The sequence below is a fragment of the Paenibacillus massiliensis subsp. panacisoli DSM 21345 genome, from assembly GCF_000426545.1.
GTDB lineage: Bacteria > Bacillota > Bacilli > Paenibacillales > Paenibacillaceae > Paenibacillus > Paenibacillus panacisoli.
In genome coordinates this window covers 283,065-304,143 of sequence record NZ_AUFO01000007.1, presented here as the reverse complement: position 1 = coordinate 304,143, position 21,079 = coordinate 283,065, and the positions used below count along the sequence as shown (strand labels likewise).

Here is a 21,079-nt window from a genome sequence, read left to right as displayed (position 1 = left end):
TAGAGGGGGTGTGGTCATGAAACAGAGAAAAATACCACTGCGCAAGTGCGTGGCTTGTCAGGAAATGATGCCTAAAAAGCAGCTGATCCGCATCGTCAAGACCCCTGAAGATGAGGTGCTGATTGATCTGACCGGAAAAAAATCAGGCCGCGGAGCCTACTTGTGCGGCAAGGCTGCTTGCTTTAAGCTGGCTCAGAAGAATAAAGCGCTGGACCGGGCGCTCAAACATCAAGTACAACCGGAAATTCACGAACAGCTTGCTCGTGATTTCGCTGCCGCCGAGGAAGAATTCCTAGCGGCACAACACAGGGCTGATGATGATGAATAAAGCACTGTCTAATATAGGGCTCGCGATGAGGGCAGGTCAATTGGCAACCGGCGATGAAATCGTGCTAAAGGCTGTCCGCTCTTCCGAAGCCAAGCTGGTCATCCTTGCTAAAGATGCTTCAGAGAATACTCAAAAAAAATTCCGTGATAAATGCGGGTCTTACAACATTCCTCTACTGATAGGATTTGACCGGGAAAGCTTGGGGAATAGTGTCGGCAAGCCTGAACGGGTGGTGCTGGCAGTTCTGGATCAAGGGTTCGCGAAGCTGATCGTAAAACATGCTGGGATCATGTCGGAGGTGGAGTATATTGAGTAAACAGGAAAGCAAAGATAAATTGCGGGTATACGAATATGCCAAATCGTTGAATATGAGCAGCAAAGAAATTATTACCATCCTTAAAAGGCTGGACATTCCCGTTAACAATCACATGAGTGTAATGGAGAACGATTCGGTTAGCAAGGTTGAAAAGTTCTTCAAGGATATTAAATCCAGTGCTGCGAAGCCTGGTGACAGCGGAGCTGCCCAGATCAGTTCCCAGAAAACAGAGCAGTCCAAAAATCAACAGGAAAAGCAGGTAAGTATGAATAATAAACCAAACCAAAACTCAAACCAAAACTCAAGTCAAAGAAGTGCTTCCCGCAGTCAAGGCAGTCAGTCGAATGCAAATCGCAGTGGCGCACCGCGCCAAGGTAGTCAAGGTAATACAGGATCCTCCCCTCGTCCGCAAGGCGGCAACCGCCCTGCAGGTACAGCCACAGCTAATAGCCGTCCACAAGGTGGGCAAGGTGGACAACGTGATGGTGGAGCTCCAGTAAGAACAGCCGAACGCAGTGGTTCGGGCAGTAATTCAAGCGGAGGCGGCAATAATCGTGGCGGCAACCGCAGCAACAACAATAGCGGTGGCGGCCGTCCGGGACAGAACCGTTTTGATGACAACCGTCAGGGCGGCAACCGTAACAACAGCCGTGGTGGCAACAAAGGTGGCAATAACCGAGGCGGTAAGTTCAATAACCGAGGTCGTGGAGGCCAACAGCAAGAGCGCCGCGAGAAGATCGACAACACGCCTAAGAAGATTATTGTGCGTGGAGAGATGACTGTAGGCGAGACTGCTAAGCTGCTCCACAAGGATGCATCCGAGGTAATCAAGAAGCTCATTACCCTTGGTACAATGGCGACAATCAACCAAGAGCTTGACATGGACACCATTTTGCTGCTTGCCGGCGATTTCGGTGTTGAGGTTGAAGTGAAGATTCCGGTTGAAGAAGACCGCTTCGAGACTGTAGAAGAGGTTGACGATGAAGCTAATCTGGTTACACGTCCACCCGTTGTTACCATTATGGGTCACGTTGACCATGGTAAGACGACTTTGCTTGATGCGATTCGTTCTACGAACGTAACTGGCGGAGAAGCTGGCGGGATCACCCAGCATATTGGTGCTTACCAGGTTGAGATCAACAGCAAGAAGATCACCTTCCTGGATACGCCTGGTCACGAAGCCTTTACAGCGATGCGTGCCCGTGGTGCACAAGTAACGGACATGACGATCATAGTCGTGGCAGCGGATGACGGTGTCATGCCGCAAACTGTTGAGGCGATCAATCACGCCAAGGCTGCAGGTCTTCCGATCATTGTGGCTGTCAACAAGATTGACAAGCCGGATGCGAATCCGGATAAAGTCAAGCAAGAGCTGACTGAATATGAATTGGTACCTGAAGAGTGGGGCGGTGATACGATCTTCGTGAACGTGTCTGCCAAGCAGCGCATGGGGCTGGAGGATCTGCTTGAGATGATCCTGCTGGTAGCCGAGGTCAATGAATACAAGGCTAACCCTAACAAGCGTGCTCGTGGTACGATTATTGAAGCCGAGCTGGACAAAGGTCGCGGTTCTGTAGCGCGAATCTTGGTGCAGAACGGTACGCTGAAAGTCGGGGATGCGTTCGTAGCTGGTAACTGCTTCGGTCGTGTGCGTGCGATGGTGAACGACAAGGGTCGTCGTCTGAAGGAAGCCGGGCCGTCTACGCCTGTAGAAATTACAGGTCTGACAGAGGTGCCTCTGGCTGGTGATCCGTTCATGGTGTTCGAGGATGAGCGCAAAGCTCGTGCGATCGCTGACAGACGTGCTATTACTCATCGTCAGTCCGAGCTGGGCAGCAACACTCGGGTTACCCTGGATGACCTGTTCCAGCACATTAAGGACGGCGAGATGAAGGATCTGAACGTCATTATTAAGGGTGACGTGCAGGGCTCGGTTGAGGCGCTTAAGGGCTCCTTGAACAAGATCGAAGTGGAAGGTGTTCGCGTCAAGATTATTCATAATGGCGTGGGTGCTATCAATGAATCGGATATTATTCTAGCGGCGGCTTCGAATGCGATCGTTATCGGCTTCAACGTCCGTCCGGATAATCAGGCGAAAGCTACAGCTGAGTCTGAGAAGGTAGATATCCGTCTGCATCGCGTTATCTATAATGTAATTGAAGAGATTGAGCAGGCCATGAAGGGAATGCTTGATCCAATCTATAAAGAAAATATTATCGGGCATGCTGAAGTAAGAAGTACATTTAAAGTTACCAAGGTCGGTACGATTGCTGGTTGTATGGTGACCTCCGGTAAAATTACTCGCTCGGCAGAAGCGCGTCTCATCCGTGACGGCATTGTAATTTTCGAAGGCAAGATTGATTCCTTGAAACGCTACAAGGATGATGCCAAGGAAGTTGCACAAGGCTACGAGTGCGGTATTACTCTGGACGGCTACAATGATGTGAAGGAACTGGATGTTATTGAAGCCTTCGTCATGGAGACCGTGGAGCGCTAAGGGCAGAAAGGTAGAACATCCATGGCTAAAATACGTACGGGACGAGTCAGTGAACAAATCAAAAAGGAACTGAGTCTTTTAATTCAGTCGGAACTAAAGGACCCACGCATCGGCTTTATTACAGTAACCGGTGTAGAGGTAACCAACGATTTGTCACAGGCCAAAGTATATCTGAGTGTGTTGGGTGATGAGGAACAGAAGCAGGGGTCTCTGAAGGGGCTCGAGAAGGCAAGCGGATTTCTTCGCTCGGAGGTAGGTAAACGTATCCGCCTTCGTCATGTGCCTGAGCTGATCTTCAAGATCGACGAGTCCATCGCCTACGGCAGCCGCATTGAGAGACTGCTGAGTGATATCGAGAAAGAAGAACAATCTTGAACTGAATGTAAAGGAGACGGCGATGCACACTTATGAACAGGCGCTTCAACTAGGAAAGGAATTTCTGATGGAGCATGATGATTACCTGATCGTGTCGCATGTACAGCCTGACGGAGATGCAGTCAGCTCCACCTTAACGGTGGGCTGGCTTCTCTCATGTCTGGGCAAAAAATTCACAATGCTGAATGAGGGACCGATTCCGCAGCGAATGCGCTTCTTGTGGAACGCCGATCAAATACATGATTTGTCGGCTCAGCCACCTGAACGGAAGTATAGCCGGGTCATTGCAGTCGATTGTGCTGATTACCGACGGGTTGGACTAACCGAGCAGTATTTTGCGGAGGATGCCCTTATTTTGAACATCGATCATCATCCGACCAATAACGGATATGGTGTCGTGAACCTCATCAAGACGGATGCAGCGGCAACGGCTGAGATCCTGTTTGATCTACTGGAGCAGTTTGATCTGGAACTGGATGTTAACGTCGCTACAGCTATGTATACCGGGCTGTTGACGGATACAGGCGGATTCCGCTACTCCAATACTACGCCGAAGGTTATGGCTATTGCGTCGAAGCTGCTGACTTACGGAGTGGATGGCCCAGGCTTGTCAGAAATGCTTCTGGAGCGGCTGACCCGATCCCAGTTCAGGATTCTAACGAATACACTGCAGACGTTGTCCATGACGGATGATGGTAAAATTGCTTGGGTCTATGTAACGCCGGAAGCGATGGCTGCCTGTGGTGCTATTAATGAAGACCTTGAGGGCATTGTGAACTATGCGCTAAATATCGAGGGTGTGGAAGTCGGTATTCTATTCAAGAAAGTAGAAGAGCAGTCTGTCAAGGTCAGTCTTCGTTCTGCGGGTCATGTCGATGTTGCGGCTCTGGCTCAGAGCTTCGGTGGCGGGGGGCATGTACGTGCCGCTGGCTGTCGTATCGAGGACTCGCTGGAGCAGGCGATGAACCAGATTGTTATGAAGGCGAAGGAGATGCTATGAGCCACTGGGAAGGAATACTACCTGTATACAAGCCAGCGGGCTTCACTTCTCATGACGTCGTTGCCAAGACTCGCAGATTGCTGCGTATGAAGCGTATCGGACACACAGGGACGCTGGACCCACAGGTGACAGGCGTACTGCCCTTGTGCTTGGGCAAAGCTACGCGTGTCGTCGAATATGTACAGGAGCAGCCCAAGGAATATCGAGCCACGCTACGCCTTGGTATCTCGACAGATACGGAAGATCTGACGGGAACCGTTCTGGAGCAAGCAGATGGTAGTCATGTGACTTTGGAGGAAGCCAAGGCGGTTCTGGAGCAGTTCATAGGAACCATTTCTCAGGTGCCGCCAATGTACTCTGCCGTTAAGGTTGATGGCAAGAGATTGTATGAGCTGGCTCGTGAGGGAAAGACCGTTGAGCGAAAGAGTCGCCAGGTAACTATACATGAGATCGAAATGACGGAGTGTGTGCATCATGACTCCTTTACGGATATTACCTTCCGCGTACTATGCTCGAAGGGAACCTATATCCGAACCCTATGTGTAGACATTGGACAAGCGCTTGGATTGCCAGCTACGATGGTAGAGCTTCAGCGTACGATGTCGGCAGGGATTCCTCTCGATCGTTGCTTGACGCTGGAGCAGATTGAGCAGTATGCTGCAGATGGGACCCTGGATAAATATCTGATTCCTGTGGATGAGGCGATATCCTTCTTAGCCTCACATACTGTTGAGGAAGCCAAGGCGACAGCAGCATTACAGGGACAGCGTCTGTCCTTCACTGTAGTTCATCCTCCTGTAAGTACAGATCAACCGATTCGTCTTTATCGGGAGAATGGACAGTTTCTAGGAATCTACAAGCGTGAAGAATCGTCGAGTGCTATTGCACCAGTGAAGGTATTTCTTCCAGGCAATGGATAGATGCACGGGCTCCCGTGAAATCGAAGATGAATTGCAGGTGAAATCATATGATAACCGTATCACTGTCGTACCCAATTTTACCGGAGCTACTGCAGACATGGGGACGTCCGCAGGTGATGGCTATTGGCCAATTTGACGGCCTTCATATGGGACATGCCAGTGTGATCCGCAATGCGATTGCATTCGGCCAGAAACATGAATATCCCGTTGCCGTAATGACTTTCTACCCACATCCGAAGGAAGTAATGAAGAAGGGAGATTACGAAGGCTACCTTACGCCACTTGTTGAGAAGCAGGAGGTGCTGGAATCCATGGGAGTGGATATTCTATATATTGTGGAATTCAATCCGGAATTCTCGCAGGTATCCCCATCTGACTTCGTACAGCAATTGTTGCTCCCGCTTCAGGTCAAGCAGGCCGTAGTTGGATTTGATTTCCGCTTCGGATATCGCGGTGAAGGCAATGAAGCCCTGCTACGTGAGTTGGGCGGGCAAGAAATGCAGGTTGAGACGGTCCCTCCTTATGAGCTGAATGGAGAGAAGGTCAGTAGCTCGGGTATTCGTCGTGCACTTCAGGACGGAGACTTTGCAAGAGCACGTAGCTGGCTGGGACGTCCATACCGAGTACGTGGAATCGTAGCGGACGGTGAGAAGCGCGGACGGACGATTGGTTTTCCGACAGCGAATTTGCAGCTAGAGGATAAATTTGTAATGCCGACCAAGGGCGTGTATGCTGTGAAAGCTCATGTACGGGACGCGGTGTACAGCGGGGTAATGAATGTGGGCGTGAAGCCTACCTTCCATGATGGAGTAACTCGACCTTCCTTTGAGGTACACTTGTTTGACTTTGCGGAGGATATTTACGGCGAGCAGGTGAAGGTTGATTTGTACTATTACATAAGACCTGAACGGAAATTTGCTTCTGTGGATGAACTGGTGGCTCAGATTGGCCATGATGCGGACACAGCACGCCAATTGCTCTCCTCAGCTGAATAGATGTAAATTCATGCAAAACAGCATTCCATGATTTACATAGGACATGCTGGTGTGCTATACTGTTTTATGTTGTGTCAAGCAACACTGAACCTTGGCTTGGTTTCTCGCTCTCACCGGCGGTTACGAGGCTAATGGCGATTATAATGAAGGAGGTGAACAGAATGGCATTGACTCAAGAGCGCAAACAACAATTGATTGGTGAGTACAAAACTCATGAATCCGACACTGGTTCTGCAGAGGTACAAATCGCGATCCTTACGGAGAACATTGTTAACTTGCAAAGCCACTTTCGTTCGCACAAGAAAGATCATCACTCCCGTCGTGGATTGCTGAAAATGGTTGGTCAACGTCGTAAGCTTTTGGCTTACTTGAAGAAGACTGACGTTAAACGTTACAGCGCGTTGATCGAAAGACTTGGATTGCGTCGTTAATTTTTAGATAAGCTATCCAAAAAAACAACCTGGTTGTTCACCGCTTGTCCCTTAGGAGGCGACTGCGGACAGCAGCCAGGTTATTTTTTAAGATGATCGAATTTATAAATGGACAAGCTTTTCACTGCAATGCAGTATGTTCATTGAAGATTTCTTAATATAAATGATTTGAGTTATGGATACAATCCAATACATTTGAAATGAGTGGCTTGCATCCATTATGAATACGCGTGAAGCAGGAAATACTTGTTTTATGCCGAAGTAACTATTTTGAAGAATGGAGGGATCCCATGCAACAACAAGTTGAGATGCAGCTTGGCGGAAGAAAGCTGGTCCTGGAGACAGGCCGACTGGCTAAGCAGGCAAATGCAGCAGTTATGGTTCGATATGGTGACACAGCGGTATTGTGTACAGTTACAGCATCCAGTGGGCCTAAGGATTTGGACTTTTTCCCACTCACTGTGAACTATGAAGAGAGACTGTATGCTGTTGGTAAAATACCTGGTGGATTCATTAAAAGAGAGGGTCGTCCGAGCGAGAAGGCTATTCTGGCCAGCCGGCTGACAGACCGTCCGATTCGTCCACTGTTCCCAGAAGGCTTCCGAAATGATGTACAGGTATTAAATCTGGTCATGAGTGTGGATCAGGACTGTGAGCCTCAAATTGCTGCTATGATCGGTACTTCTGCTGCCCTCAGTATTTCGGACGTTCCTTTCAACGGACCGATTGGTGGAGTGGCTGTAGGACGTATTGACGGCCAATTCGTGATTAACCCAACCATTGAACAGCAGAACGTAAGTGATCTGTATGTTGTGGTTGCAGGTACGAAGGACGCTATCATGATGGTAGAGGCAGAAGCCAATGAGATTCCTGAAGAGACGATGCTGGAAGCAATCATGTTCGGGCACGACGAGATCAAGAATATTGTAGCTACCATTGAAGAGCTTGTGAAGATTGCTGGTAAGGAAAAAATGGAAGTCAAGCTGCATGCGGTAGACGAGTCCGTTAACAAGGAAGTACGTGAATATGCTGCTGCACGACTGGTTGAGGCTGTAAGCATTGCTGAGAAGCATGCTCGCCAGGACGCGATTGATGCGATCAATGCGGAGACTGTGGCTCATTTTGAAGAGAAATACATAGATACACCGGAATTCATGAAAGACGTGAATGAAGTGCTCTATGACATTGTGAAGGAAGAGGTACGCCGTCTGATTACCCATGATAAGGTAAGACCAGATGGTCGTAAGCTGGACGAAATTCGTCCAATCGAATCTGACACAGGTCTGCTTCCGCGTACGCATGGCTCCGGTCTGTTCACGCGCGGTCAGACACAAGCGCTTAGCGTATGTACTCTTGGTGCTCTGGGAGATGTACAGATTCTGGACGGGATCTCTCTGGAAGAAACCAAACGCTTCATGCATCATTACAATTTCCCTCCGTTCAGCGTGGGTGAAGCTCGTCCGCTTCGTGCTCCAGGTCGGCGTGAGATCGGGCATGGTGCTCTTGGTGAGCGCGCTCTATCCAAGGTTATTCCTTCGGAAGAGGAATTCCCGTACACGATTCGTCTGGTATCTGAGGTTATTGAATCCAACGGTTCAACTTCACAGGCTAGCATTTGTGCAAGCACGCTGGCAATGATGGATGCAGGTGTGCCGATCAAGGCGCCAGTGGCTGGTGTAGCTATGGGTCTGATCAAGGATCAGGAGCATGTCTCCATTCTGACAGATATTCAGGGTATGGAGGATCATCTCGGGGATATGGACTTCAAGGTAGCTGGTACTGCTGAAGGAGTAACGGCGATCCAGATGGATATCAAGATCGATGGAATCGACCGTACCATTTTGCAGGATGCATTGACCCAGGCGAAGGAAGGCCGCTTGTTCATTTTGAGCAAGATGATGGAGGCTATCCAGGCTCCAAGAGCGACTTTGTCACAATATGCACCAAAGATTATCACGATGTTCATTAATCCGGACAAGATCCGTGATGTAATCGGCGCAGGTGGTAAGATCATTAACAAGATCATCGAAGAGACTGGCGTCAAGATCGATATCGAACAGGATGGCCGTGTGTTCATCGCTTCCTCCAATCAGGAAATGAATGAAAAAGCGCGTTCTATCATTGAAGGTATTGTTCGCGAAGTGGTTGTTGGCGAGATCTATGTAGGAACTGTTAAGCGAATCGAGAAGTTCGGTGCGTTTGTAGAAATCCTGCCTGGTAAGGATGGCCTTGTGCACATTTCACAGCTCTCTACTGAGCGTGTCGGCAAGGTTGAGGATGTAGTAGCGATCGGTGATACTATTACCGTGAAGGTGACCGAGATTGATCAGCAAGGGCGCGTGAATCTATCCCGTAAAGCTGTGCTGACAGCCGAGGAGCCTGCTAAGTCCTAAGCAGCATGAGAAGAAGCGTTATCGTTTCACCAAAAACATATAAAAGTCAAAGAGGCAGAGAGTGATTTCTGGCTCTTTTTTCTTTGCCATGAATGCTCATCCTGACGGCATAAACCTTGTCCGCTCTGCATAAATTGGGGACAAAGGCTAGCGGAAGGATGAATGAGAATGAGGTCTAATAAAGCGGCAGTCATTGTCATCAGCGCAGCAGCCGTGCTGCTAGTTGGACAACTCACTGGAGTACGCGATTACCTGCAGGACATGAGAAATAGACATGTGGAGGACAGCAACTCTGTACCCGCCATTGCAGCATCTGTAGCGGAGCAACCATTATTAGAGCAGATCCAGGCCGAGGCGAGGACACGAAGCAAGCCGGCCGTAGATGCGCGTATGGACCCGATCTGGAAGGCAATCCCGGGCTATAACGGACTTGAGGTTGACGTAGAGGCGACTTACAGACAGGCACTGGCAGCCCCTGGCACGCCAATAAAGTATATTTACAAAGAGGTTGCACCGAAGATCCAGCTTGAACAGCTCGGACAGCACCCAACCTATCGTGGGAATCCGAACAAGCCGATGGTCGCATTCATGATCAATGTAGCGTGGGGTAATGAATTCATTGTGCCCATGCTGGATACGCTGGATGCTGAGGGAGTGAAGGCGACTTTTTTTCTGGATGGTAGCTGGCTGAAGAAGAATCCAGAGCTAGCCAAAACCATTCAGAAGCGAGGACATGAGCTAAGTAATCATGCTTATTCTCACCCAGCCATGAGCAGAGTTAGCCGGGAGCGGGCGAGACTGGAGATTACCAAGACGGAGCAGCTGCTCAAGGACACATTAGGGGTGAAAAATGTCTGGTTCGCCCCCCCATCGGGTGATTTTGATCAAGAGACAATAGAGGTTGCTGCGGAGGCTGGGCTAAGGACAGTGCTCTGGACTCTGGATACAGTGGACTGGAAGAAGCCGGAGCCTGGTGCTGTCGTGAATAAAATCACCAAACGAGTAGAGCCCGGGGCTCTTATTCTGATGCATCCAACCTCCTCCTCCTCCCAGGCACTCAAAGGCATGATTCAGGGCATCAGAAGTAAGGGGCTGACGCTTGGAACGGTCAGTGAGACGCTTTCCTCAAGACGTGTACCATCCACACAGGTTGAGTGATGCGTATTTTTCTGTTACGATGAAGGGATTGTACGGGCAATTTTGTTTTTAATTATGCCAGAGTAGGTAAGTCTATGTTAATTAGGAGGACTATGCGTGGAACGAATACAGCTAAGCAATGGGCTAAAGGTAGTTCTGGAGAAGATTCCGAACTATCGCTCCGTTTCATTCGGGATCTGGGTGAAGGCCGGGTCCAGAAATGAGCTGCTGCCGCAAAATGGAGTAACCCATTTCATTGAACATATGCTTTTCAAAGGAACAGAACGTTATTCTGCCAAGGATATCGCAGAACGCTTCGATTCCATCGGCGGAAATGTCAATGCGTTTACGTCTAAAGAATATACTTGCTATTATGCCAAGGTACTTGATGAGCATTTGCCGATTGCCGTTGATATGTTATCAGATATGTTCTTCCATTCGAAGCTGGATGAGGAGGAGCTCAGCCGGGAGAAAAACGTTATTCTGGAGGAAATCTCCATGTATGAGGATACTCCTGATGACCTGGTGCATGATCTGGTGGCTACAGCAGCCTACAAGGAGCATCCGCTCGCTTACCCCATTCTGGGGACTGAGGAACGGCTGCATGCAATGGACAGCTCCAGCTTACGCAGCTACATGAAGGAGCACTATACAGTTGAAAATACCGTAATCAGTCTTGCGGGGAATATTAATGATGATGTAGTTGAGCTCTTGGAGCGCCATTTTGGACATTTCAACAACCATGGACAATCTCCTGCATTGCTAGAGCCTGTCTTTAACGGTGATCTCATGTTCCATGAGAAGGCTACAGAGCAGAATCATATTTGTATGTCCTTCCCGGGCAATCGTATTGGGGATGATCTGCAATATGCTATGGTGCTGCTCAATAATGCGCTTGGTGGCGGTATGAGCTCCCGACTGTTTCAGGAGATTCGCGAGAAGCGAGGTCTGGCCTATTCCGTCTATTCCTATCATAGCTCTCACGCAGACAGTGGCCTGCTGACAATCTATGCGGGAACTGCTCCTAAGCAGACGAAGGATGTGCTTGAGCTCACGCATGAACTGCTGCGAGATGTTGCTGTCCATGGCTTGACGAACGATGAGCTGAGCAAGGGCAAAGAGCAGCTTAAGGGTAGCTTGATTCTCAGCTCGGAGAGCACAGGCAGTCGAATGAATCGATTGGGCAAAAATGAACTGATGCTGGGCAAGCACTATACATTGGATGAAATGATTCGTAAAATAGAACGAGTAACGATGGATGATGTGCATGCTGTGCTGGACCGTGTGTTCTCACAGCCATTTGCACTGGCGATGGTAGGCGCATCGGATGCCCCTATCTCGGGAATGAGGAGGAATGAACTTGCCGCATTACGTAGAAATTAACAGATTGGCAGGCAATGAGGATATTCAGCTTCCACGCAAAATGTCTGAGCTTGCTGCTGGCTTTGATCTTCATGCTGCTGTGCATGAGCCGCTAGTGCTGGAGCCGGGGCAACGTTGTCTGGTCCCTACAGGCATTGCCATAGCTATGCCAGGAGGACTCGAGGCACAGATCCGTCCACGCAGTGGATTGGCTCTCAAGCATGGCATTACTTGCCTGAACACACCAGGAACTATTGATGCGGACTATCGGGGAGAAATCAAGGTGCTACTCATTAATCTTGGTCAAGAACCCTTTTCCATCACTCGTCATGAGCGTATAGCTCAAATGGTGTTCCAGGAGGTGCCTGAGGTGCTGTGGAAGGAAGTCGATCAGCTATCCGAGACCGTACGCGGTGCAGGTGGGTTCGGTCACACGGGGAAATAAAGAAAGTATGACCATAGAGCGCATGACATTAGACCACTCCAATTCTGGAGTGGTTTTTTGTGCTGCGTATCACCCTTCACGGGCTAATGCATAGGATAATGCATACCGTATCTGGGAAAGGGGTGAGGTCCAGATGCTGACAGGAGTTCGCACCGTCATTCTTGGCGGTGATGCACGGCAACTTGAGGTCATTCGGAAGTGTGTAGATATGGACGCGACTGTAAGTGTAGTGGGTTTTGACCGGATCGCCGATCAGCTTAAGGGTGTGAGCAACGAGAAGCTGAGCGTCCGGCTTTTTGAATCTGCAGATGCCATTGTACTGCCAGTGGTAGGCTGTGAGGAGGATGGGAGTGTGAAGGCTGATTTTACGGAACAGCCACTTCACTTTCAGCATGAGCATGCGTCCGCTTTACCGCCTCATTGCGTAGTGTATACGGGTATGGCCAAACCTTATTTGCAAAAGCTGTGTGATAAGTACAATCTCAGGCTTGTGGAGTTGCTGGAGCGCGATGATGTTGCCATCTATAATTCCATCCCCACAGCAGAGGGAGCCATTATGATGGCGATTCAGAATACGGATATCACGCTGCATGGGGCGCGCTGTATGGTACTGGGGCTGGGTCGAACCGGCTTTACCCTGGCCAGGACGCTGCAAGGGCTTGGTGCCGATGTACAGGTAGGAATACAGCTGCGTGAGGAAGCGGCACGAGCGAGTGCGATGGGCTGGAGGCCTTTTATGACAAGGGATCTGGCCAATGAGGTCGGGGAGATCGACTTGATTTTTAATACGATACCCTCTATGATAATCACAGCACAAATCCTGTCCAGAATGCAGACAAGTGCAGTGATTATAGATATTGCTTCTTCCCCCGGCGGATGTGATTACCGATATGCTGCCAAACGCGGCATTAAGGCGATCCTGGCTCCGGGACTCCCCGGCATCGTAGCTCCCAAGACGGCAGGCGTGATTATGGCAAATGCATTGGTGCAGCTGTTAATGGAAGATAATCCGAATCGGGGGGAAGGCAAATGAACTGGCAGGGTAAAACAGTCGGCTATGCAATTACGGGCTCTCACTGTACCTTTGAGGAAGTGATGCCCGTTATTCAACGTTTTGTAGACAGTGGGGCTAAGGTAATTCCGATTGTCTCCAATACGGTCATGACTACAGACACGCGCTTTGGCACCTCGCAAAGTTGGCAAAAACAGTTGAAAGATATAACAGGGAATGATATCATTTCTACAATTGTGGAGGCTGAGCCGCTAGGCCCCTCGCAGTTGCTGGATGTACTGGTCATTGCGCCGTGCACCGGCAATTCGATCAGTCGACTTGCGAATGCCATGACTGACAGTCCTGTGCTGATGGCTGCCAAAGCACAGATGAGGAACGGACGACCGCTTGTCCTCGCCATTTCGACCAATGATGGTCTGGGCTTGAATGCTGCTAATATCGCCAAGCTACTGGTGGCAAAGAACATATACTTCGTACCTTTCGGTCAGGATAATCCCCAGCAGAAGCCTAACTCACTAGTGGCCAAAATGTCGATTATTCCAGAAGCATGCTATGCTGCCATACAAGGCCAACAGCTACAGCCCATGATTATTGAACGTCATGACTAACGCATAACGGTCAGACCAAGCTAACATCCAGGTAATAATTCAGCTAAGCTGAAGAATTATATATTCCTTCCTTATATGTGTGATGAGTAAGAGGAAGGGCCTTTCGTGCATTTTGCTGAGTGAGATGTGCGCTGGCAAAATGCTAGTTTTATTTATGATGGCATGATTCATAAGCTTTTATTAGGGCAGCGTGATTCTGTCATCAGCAGAAAAAATGATCGCGAATTGCGGTCGGTCTTCATCGTGAATACGACGATAGACGTGTTCTGTATGCAGCAACTATTAATGAGTGCGATTAGAAGAGGAGATATGCCAGATGAGCAATGTAGAGTTTAATGTCGCTGTCGTTGGAGCAACAGGTGCGGTTGGAGAGCAAATTATTAAATTGCTGGATAAACGGAATTTTCCGATTAAGACACTCAAGCTGCTGTCTTCTCCGCGTTCTGCTGGCACAGTCATTAACTTTAAGGGCCAAGATATCGTAGTAGAAACAGCAACCCCTGAGAGCTTCGAAGGTGTCGATATTGCATTATTCAGTGCAGGTGGAGACGTAAGTAAAGCGTTGGCTCCTCATGCCATTGAGCGTGGAGTTGTCTGCATTGACAATACCAATGCGTACCGCATGGACCCGAACACTCCGTTGGTGGTCCCAGAAGTGAATCCAGATCAGATCTTTGAGCACAATGGTCTTATTGCGAATCCGAACTGCTCTACCATTCAAATGGTAGCGGCCTTGAAGCCGCTCTATGACCGCTATGGAATTGAACGCATCATCGTATCTACCTATCAAGCTGTGTCTGGCGCTGGCGCCAAAGCAATTAGCGAATTGAACAGACAATCGGTGGCAGTGCTGAATGGGGATGCTTTTGAGCCGGACATTCTTCCTGTAGGTGCCCTGCCTGTTAAGCATCAGATCGCCTTCAACGCAGTACCGCAAATTGATAAATTCCAAGATAATGGTTACACCCTGGAAGAAATGAAGATGGTTCGTGAAACGAAGAAGATCCTGAATGACGAGTCCGTGTCGGTAACGGCTACATGTGTGCGCATTCCTGTCGTCTACGGGCATTCGGAATCCGTGTATGTCGAGCTGAAGCAGGATTACAAGCTGGAGGATGTACGAGAGCTTCTGGCCTCAGCCCCTGGAATTACACTGGTGGATGATCCAACGAATCAAGCGTATCCGCTGGCTACGACGGCTGCGGGTGAACTGGATGTCTTTGTAGGACGTCTTCGGGAGGATCTGGGCAATAGCCGTGGTCTGAATATGTGGATCGTATCGGATAATCTGCTTAAGGGTGCAGCATGGAATGCTGTTCAGATTGCCGAGATCATCGCAGCAAAGAAAGCATAAGGTTCCAAAGGTGTCTACCGTAGAGGAGAAATAGGTAATGGGGATATTAGTGCAAAAATACGGGGGAACTTCACTATCTACACCTGAAGCCCGTGAGCTTGTTATTGGACATATTAAAAGAGAACTGGCTAATCAATATCAACTGGTCGTGGTCGTATCTGCTATGGGGCGCATAGGTGAGCCCTATGCTACTGATACTCTGCTGGGCTGGGCTGCAAGTAATGGGGACAGTCTGCCTACCCGGGAGCGGGATTTGCTTATGAGCTGTGGGGAGATTATCTCTGCAGCCACCTTGTGCAGTCTCCTCTGCCATGAGGGCATTGAGGCAACGGTATTGACAGGAGCACAGGCAGGCTTCCTGACGGATAGCCAGTTCGGAAATGCGCGTATTGTAGATATTCGCCCGGACCGGGTGCTGCAAGAGCTGGAGCAGGGACGTGTCGTTATCGTTACCGGCTTCCAGGGGCAGGATGAACAAGGAGATTTCACGACACTTGGCAGGGGTGGGAGCGATACCTCAGCTACAGCTATTGGAGCCGCTTTGCATGCTGACATAGTAGATATCTATACAGATGTAGACGGCATTCTCACGGCAGATCCGCGGATTGTGGAGGATGCACGCCCCCTTACGTATGTCAGCTATAATGAAATTTGCAACATGGCTTATCAGGGAGCGAAGGTCATTCATCCGCGTGCTGTCGAGATTGCCATGCAGGCTAACATTCCTGTAAGGGTGCGCTCGACATTCTCGGAATCCGAGGGGACCTTGGTGACTCATCCGGAAGGCTTCACGAAGGTGCAGCCAGGTGTGGTGGATCGTTATGTAACTGGAATTGCCTACGTGGGAAATGTTACGCAGATTACCGTGGAGACGGAGGCAGGAATTGAACAACTGCAACTGAAGGTGTTCAAGACGATGGCTGAGCACGGAATCAGTGTTGACTTTATCAATGTGACTCCTACTGGAGCTGTATATACGGTATCAGATCAGGATGGCGTCAAGGCGCTACAGGTGCTGGGAGAGCTTGGGCTTGAGCCTAAGATTCTGTCAGGCTGTGCCAAGGTGTCGGTCATTGGTGGTGGCATTAATGGCGTTCCCGGCATCATGGCCATGATCGTAGAGGCATTGACCGTAGCCGGTATTCCTATTCTGCAATCAGCGGATTCCAATACAACCATATGGGTTCTCGTCAAGAAGGAAGATATGGTTCAGGCTTTGCGTGCATTGCATGCCAAGTTTGAGCTCCATCGCTAGATTCTGCATGAAGTAGGAAGGGAGGAAGCAAGCTTGGATTTTGGCAGATTAATTACAGCTATGGTTACTCCGTTCGACGAGCAAGGCGAGATTAACTGGGAAGCCACCGCTCAATTGATGGATTACTTGATAGATGTTCAGAAGTCCGAATCACTTGTTATATCCGGAACTACAGGAGAAGCACCTACGCTCAGTGATGAGGAGAAAATAAAGCTGTTCTCCTTTGCTGTAGAGAAGGCAGCAGGTCGCTGCAAGATTATAGCGGGTACAGGAAGCAATAACACCCGCCATTCCATTTATTTAACCCAGGCAGCAGAGCGCACGGGAGTGGATGGGGTACTGCTTGTGGTGCCTTACTACAACAAGCCGAATCAGGAAGGCATATTCCGGCATTTTGAAAGTATCGCGCAAGCTACGAAGCTGCCTGTTATGCTGTATAATGTTCCGCAACGTACAGCAGTAAGTATGTCCAGTGTGACGACACTGCGATTGGCTCAGATCGACAATATTGTAGCGACGAAGGAGTGTGTCTCGACAGAGCAGGTAGGCAAGATTGTCCGTAGTGCACCGGAAGGCTTCAAAGTCTATTCTGGTGATGATTCCTCTGGATTGCCAGCTATGTCTGTCGGTGCCTATGGTATTGTGAGCGTAGCCAGTCACGTCGTTGGTGCGGAGATGAAGCAAATGATGGAAGCCTTTATCTCTGGGCGTATAGAAGAGGCGACAAAGCTTCATGGTGAGCTGCTGCCTGTATTCAAGGGGCTGTTTGAATGCCCCAACCCGGTAGCGGTGAAGTATTCACTGGAGCTGAAAGGCTTGAATGTAGGGTCCGTGAGGCTTCCGCTCGTTGCGCCGAATGATTCAGAGAAAGCTTTAATTAAACAGCTATACGAATAAAATAATGTGATTGCATTGAAGGGTGTCCGAGGCCAGAGCTGGCGGGACGCCCTTTTTTTATTTTAGATCATAAAATTCATATCTCTTCGGCAGGGTCATCACTTTAACTAAATTCGGTCTGACCTTGTATGAAAGTACGCCGAAAGAGGATTGTCTTATGCTTAATGAATGAGCAATAATGAGCAGTTCATACAGCCACGTTGCTATCGGCAGAGGTGCAGAATGCCCATGTTTTTTACTGCACTGTGCCCATCCTTTAAGTTAAGCATATATTGACAACATTGCTGTTATACTGCGTTGTCATGGGATGTGCTATTACGGGGTAACCTGTAAATGAGAAACAGGCGACTTGTTTTTTCGCTTTTTAATCATGTATAATGATTGCAAGTGACTGGGTGCGGTAATATTTTGAAATTTCGTGTTTTGTAAATAACAAAGCACTAATTTTGCATATGCGTTTGCATCATCTGACAACGCTTTGCAGGAATGTGTCCGGATTTCAGCAGCGTGATCTGCATACATTGCTGTATTATGCGCTTGATATGTTGCTAAATTGCTGAATAAATTAAGGTACGACGTCCAACTACCATAGGAGGTTTAGATTCTTTTGTCTAAGAAAACAAACAACGATAAATTGCTGATTTTTGCTTTGGGCGGCGTCGGTGAAATCGGGAAAAATATGTACGTGGTTCAATACGCCAATGATATTGTGGTGGTGGACGCCGGACTCAAATTTCCTGAGGAAGATATGCTCGGAATAGATATGGTTATTCCTGATATTTCATACTTGACGGAAAATCGTGACAAAGTAAAAGGGATTGTGCTGACGCACGGTCATGAAGACCATATTGGTGGTCTCCCATACGTGCTGAAACATCTGAATGTGCCTGTATATGGCACGAAGCTGACAATGGGGCTGGTGGAGAACAAGCTGAAGGAAGCGAATCTGCTTGGCGAGACGAAGCGCATTCTGATCCATGCAGACTCCGAGATCAAGCTGGGAACTAATCTTCGCCTCTCGTTCTTCAGCACGAATCACAGTATTCCGGATTCAGTAGGTGTGTGTATTGATACGCCAGAAGGTGCTGTTGTTCACACGGGAGACTTCAAGTTCGACCATACACCAGTAAATGGTCACTATGCTGACCTGCAGCGTATGGCTGAGATCGGAAGCCGTGGTGTACTGGCCCTCTTGTCTGATAGTACGAACGCAGAGAAGCCTGGCTTCACGCCTTCAGAGAAGAGCGTAGGGATTGTGCTTGAGGATATCTTCCGCAAATCCAGACAGCGGGTTGTAGTAGCAACCTTCGCTTCTAACGTACATCGTATCCAACAAGTTGTTCATGCTGCCGAGAAGACAGGTCGTAAGATCGCAGTCATTGGTCGTAGTATGGTGAACGTGGTAGGAATCGCTGAAGATCTTGGATACTTGAACATCCCGGACGGTATGCTTATTGAGCCTGAAGAAGTGGGCAAGATGTCCGCAGACCGTGTCGTTATTCTGTGCACAGGTAGCCAAGGAGAGCCAATGTCAGCCTTGACGCGAATGGCTCGCTCGACTCACCGTAAGGTGGACATTTTGCCTGGTGATACAGTGATCATTGCAGCGACACCTGTACCTGGTAACGAGAAATATGTAGGACGCACCATTGATGATTTGTTCAAGCTAGGTGCTGAAGTATACTACAGTGGTGCCAACCCGGGTGTTCACGTATCCGGTCATGGTAGTCAGGAAGAGCTTAAGCTGATGCTGAACCTGATGAAGCCTAAATTCTTCATTCCAATTCACGGTGAATATCGGATGCAGCGCAGACATGCATTGCTCGCGGAATCCGTTGGTGTGGAGCATGATAATATCTTCATTACGGATATTGGTGAAGTTGTCGAAATTCAGGGCGGTTCAGCACGTAAGGCCGGTAAGGTAACGGCAGGAAATGTATTGATCGACGGTCTGGGTGTAGGCGATGTAGGTAATATCGTATTGCGCGACCGTAAGCTGTTGTCGCAGGACGGAATTCTGGTGGTCGTGGTCACGTTGAGCAAGCAGGACGGAACCATCGTATCGGGTCCAGACATCATATCTCGTGGATTTGTATACGTAAGGGAATCAGAAGGATTGCTTGATGAGGCCAATCGTATCGTATCCAACACGCTGCAGAGATTGATGAGTGAGAATGTAAATGAATGGGCTTCCCTCAAGACGAATGTCAAGGATGCTTTGGGGCGCTTCCTGTACGAACAGACTCGCCGCAGACCAATGATCTTGCCGATCATTATGGAAGTATAATTAACAGATTGAAATCAAATATCTGGCACACAGTCGCCTTTCCCGGAAGAAATATGGACGGTTTCTTCCCGTGGAAAGGCTTTTTTTGTGAAAGATGTCCTCTGGACAGGGGATGAGAGCCTACATAGAAAGGTAGCAAATGTGATGACTTATACAATGATAATATTCCTTGGCAGCAAATAACAACGGCATATAACAGTATCGCTGCTTTCGCCATCTTTCCTTTTACGAGTTGAATCAAAGTCATTCGTCCACTACTGACATTTTTGTTAGAATTCATCTTAGCGTATGTATAAATCATTCCATTCGAACCACATACTAGAAGTGAATTGTTATCATAGAACTGGTTAAGAAAGGAAGATTATATGTATCAGGTACATGGTTCATCTGAGGGAAATGAGGAGCAAGCACCACGTGAGGAGGAGCCGAAGCGGAATCCTGTACTTGAAAGCCTTCAACAGCTCGGGCAGACAGCTTTGCCAGCCGCAGAGTCCAACATATTCTGTATGACGATTATAGGTCAGATCGAGGGTCATTATATATTGCCGCCACAGAACAAGACGACCAAATACGAGCACATGATTCCCCAACTTGTCGCAGCTGAGCAAAATCCAAAAATTGAGGGCCTCATGATTCTGCTGAATACGGTAGGCGGAGATGTGGAAGCGGGCCTTGCGATCGCAGAAATGATTGCTTCACTGACTAAGCCTACGGTTACGGTAGTTATTGGAGGCGGGCATAGTATTGGAGTACCTATTGCGGTCTCGGCTTCGTATTCATTTATTGCGGAAAGCGCAACGATGACGATTCACCCTGTTCGAATGAACGGGCTTGTAATCGGGGTTCCCCAGACCTTTGAGTATATGGAGAAAATGCAGGAAAGAGTTGTACGCTTCGTAATGGCACATTCCAGAATTACAGAGGAGCAATTCAAGGAGCTTATGTTCAAGACTGGGGAGCTGAATCGGGATATAGGCACGGCTGTTGGCGGCGCAGAAGCAGTCAAATACGGATTGATGGATCAGGTGGGCGGGATTGGTGAAGCGCTGGCGAAACTGAATAGCATGATTGAGGAACGCCGTGAAATCCGGCGCCAGCAAATGCAGTCGTTGCAATCGCTGCAAGCTTCGAGTGGGGCCTCAGCTCAGCAAGCGGGGAGTTCTCCTAATCCATTGTCAGCCCCGCACGGAGGAGGATTTCCACAATGACGCTCTACACCGTGATGCCATCTGAATTGATCTGGGAAGGACTATGGAAGGATACGGGACAGTACCAAGATATTCGTGTTGGGGGGCTACTGATGCAGGTTCGCTCTACAGGGCCCCGTACTGGAACGATCGTCCGCCTGCTCGATTGTCCGCTAGAAGCTTATCTGAACCCCATGTATGCGCCTGGGAGCGAAATTGAGTGGACATAGTCGGTGAATAATCCAGGCATACGGTTCTGTCGAAAAGTATCAGAAAAGAA

20 protein-coding genes are annotated in these 21,079 nt (G+C 48.9%); all 20 read left to right on the top strand.

Going from position 1 to position 21,079, the window contains the following annotated elements; all coding sequences use genetic code 11:
* Window positions 1-16: 16 nt before the first annotated feature.
* The 20 genes from rnpM (at window position 17) to K331_RS0104420 (ending at window position 21,029) form a co-directional block, all read left to right on the top strand.
* Entirely contained in the window at window positions 17-328 is a 312-nt protein-coding gene (gene rnpM / locus K331_RS0104515) for an RNase P modulator RnpM (protein ID WP_018883364.1), read from the top strand.
* A complete protein-coding gene (locus K331_RS0104510) occupies window positions 321-644 on the top strand; it encodes a L7Ae/L30e/S12e/Gadd45 family ribosomal protein (RefSeq protein WP_025679865.1) in 324 nt (107 codons plus the stop codon). Before rnpM ends, K331_RS0104510 begins: the two co-directional genes overlap by 8 nt.
* Window positions 637-3,141 (top strand): translation initiation factor IF-2, encoded by a 2,505-nt coding sequence (gene infB / locus K331_RS0104505; RefSeq protein ID WP_028589365.1) that lies wholly within the window; start codon window positions 637-639, stop codon window positions 3,139-3,141. The genes K331_RS0104510 and infB overlap by 8 nt, the downstream gene beginning before the upstream one ends.
* Before the next feature lie 21 nt (window positions 3,142-3,162).
* Window positions 3,163-3,516, top strand: a complete 354-nt coding sequence (rbfA, locus tag K331_RS0104500; RefSeq protein ID WP_018883361.1) for a 30S ribosome-binding factor RbfA — start codon at window positions 3,163-3,165, stop codon at window positions 3,514-3,516.
* A gap of 22 nt (window positions 3,517-3,538) precedes the next feature.
* A complete protein-coding gene (locus K331_RS0104495; RefSeq protein ID WP_028589364.1) occupies window positions 3,539-4,516 on the top strand; it encodes a DHH family phosphoesterase in 978 nt (325 codons plus the stop codon).
* Window positions 4,513-5,436: a tRNA pseudouridine(55) synthase TruB gene (gene truB, locus K331_RS0104490; RefSeq protein WP_028589363.1), complete on the top strand. Its 924-nt coding sequence runs from the start codon at window positions 4,513-4,515 to the stop codon at window positions 5,434-5,436. Before K331_RS0104495 ends, truB begins: the two co-directional genes overlap by 4 nt.
* A gap of 47 nt (window positions 5,437-5,483) precedes the next feature.
* Window positions 5,484-6,431 carry a bifunctional riboflavin kinase/FAD synthetase gene (locus tag K331_RS0104485; protein ID WP_028589362.1) on the top strand — a complete coding sequence of 316 codons (948 nt, stop codon included), beginning with the start codon at window positions 5,484-5,486 and terminating at the stop codon, window positions 6,429-6,431.
* A 161-nt stretch (window positions 6,432-6,592) separates the two neighbouring features.
* Complete coding sequence (gene rpsO / locus K331_RS0104480; protein ID WP_025679857.1) at window positions 6,593-6,862, top strand: 30S ribosomal protein S15; 270 nt, start codon at window positions 6,593-6,595, stop codon at window positions 6,860-6,862.
* A 290-nt stretch (window positions 6,863-7,152) separates the two neighbouring features.
* Window positions 7,153-9,255, top strand: a complete 2,103-nt coding sequence (gene pnp / locus K331_RS0104475; protein ID WP_028589361.1) for a polyribonucleotide nucleotidyltransferase — start codon at window positions 7,153-7,155, stop codon at window positions 9,253-9,255.
* A gap of 168 nt (window positions 9,256-9,423) precedes the next feature.
* Window positions 9,424-10,413 carry a polysaccharide deacetylase family protein gene (locus K331_RS0104470; RefSeq protein WP_404821464.1) on the top strand — a complete coding sequence of 330 codons (990 nt, stop codon included), beginning with the start codon at window positions 9,424-9,426 and terminating at the stop codon, window positions 10,411-10,413.
* A gap of 96 nt (window positions 10,414-10,509) precedes the next feature.
* The gene (locus tag K331_RS0104465) at window positions 10,510-11,775 is read left to right on the top strand and encodes a M16 family metallopeptidase (RefSeq protein ID WP_028589359.1); all 1,266 of its coding nucleotides are present in this window, start codon (window positions 10,510-10,512) and stop codon (window positions 11,773-11,775) included.
* Window positions 11,753-12,199 carry a dUTP diphosphatase gene (gene dut / locus K331_RS0104460; protein WP_018883353.1) on the top strand — a complete coding sequence of 149 codons (447 nt, stop codon included), beginning with the start codon at window positions 11,753-11,755 and terminating at the stop codon, window positions 12,197-12,199. Before K331_RS0104465 ends, dut begins: the two co-directional genes overlap by 23 nt.
* A gap of 133 nt (window positions 12,200-12,332) precedes the next feature.
* Window positions 12,333-13,232: a dipicolinate synthase subunit DpsA gene (gene dpsA / locus K331_RS0104455; protein ID WP_028589358.1), complete on the top strand. Its 900-nt coding sequence runs from the start codon at window positions 12,333-12,335 to the stop codon at window positions 13,230-13,232.
* Entirely contained in the window at window positions 13,229-13,819 is a 591-nt protein-coding gene (locus K331_RS0104450) for a dipicolinate synthase subunit B (RefSeq protein WP_018883351.1), read from the top strand. Before dpsA ends, K331_RS0104450 begins: the two co-directional genes overlap by 4 nt.
* A gap of 316 nt (window positions 13,820-14,135) precedes the next feature.
* Complete coding sequence (locus K331_RS0104445) at window positions 14,136-15,173, top strand: aspartate-semialdehyde dehydrogenase (protein WP_028589357.1); 1,038 nt, start codon at window positions 14,136-14,138, stop codon at window positions 15,171-15,173.
* 37 nt (window positions 15,174-15,210) lie between these two features.
* Complete coding sequence (gene dapG, locus K331_RS0104440) at window positions 15,211-16,428, top strand: aspartate kinase (protein ID WP_028589356.1); 1,218 nt, start codon at window positions 15,211-15,213, stop codon at window positions 16,426-16,428.
* Window positions 16,429-16,461: 33 nt separating this feature from the next.
* Window positions 16,462-17,325 carry a 4-hydroxy-tetrahydrodipicolinate synthase gene (gene dapA / locus K331_RS0104435; RefSeq protein ID WP_028589355.1) on the top strand — a complete coding sequence of 288 codons (864 nt, stop codon included), beginning with the start codon at window positions 16,462-16,464 and terminating at the stop codon, window positions 17,323-17,325.
* 607 nt (window positions 17,326-17,932) lie between these two features.
* Window positions 17,933-19,612, top strand: coding sequence for a ribonuclease J (locus K331_RS0104430; RefSeq protein ID WP_018883347.1), 1,680 nt, complete (start codon window positions 17,933-17,935; stop codon window positions 19,610-19,612).
* A gap of 365 nt (window positions 19,613-19,977) precedes the next feature.
* Window positions 19,978-20,820 carry a ClpP family protease gene (locus K331_RS0104425; protein WP_028589354.1) on the top strand — a complete coding sequence of 281 codons (843 nt, stop codon included), beginning with the start codon at window positions 19,978-19,980 and terminating at the stop codon, window positions 20,818-20,820.
* Window positions 20,817-21,029 carry a YlzJ-like family protein gene (locus K331_RS0104420; protein WP_028589353.1) on the top strand — a complete coding sequence of 71 codons (213 nt, stop codon included), beginning with the start codon at window positions 20,817-20,819 and terminating at the stop codon, window positions 21,027-21,029. The genes K331_RS0104425 and K331_RS0104420 overlap by 4 nt, the downstream gene beginning before the upstream one ends.
* The last annotated feature ends 50 nt before the right edge of the window (window positions 21,030-21,079 follow it).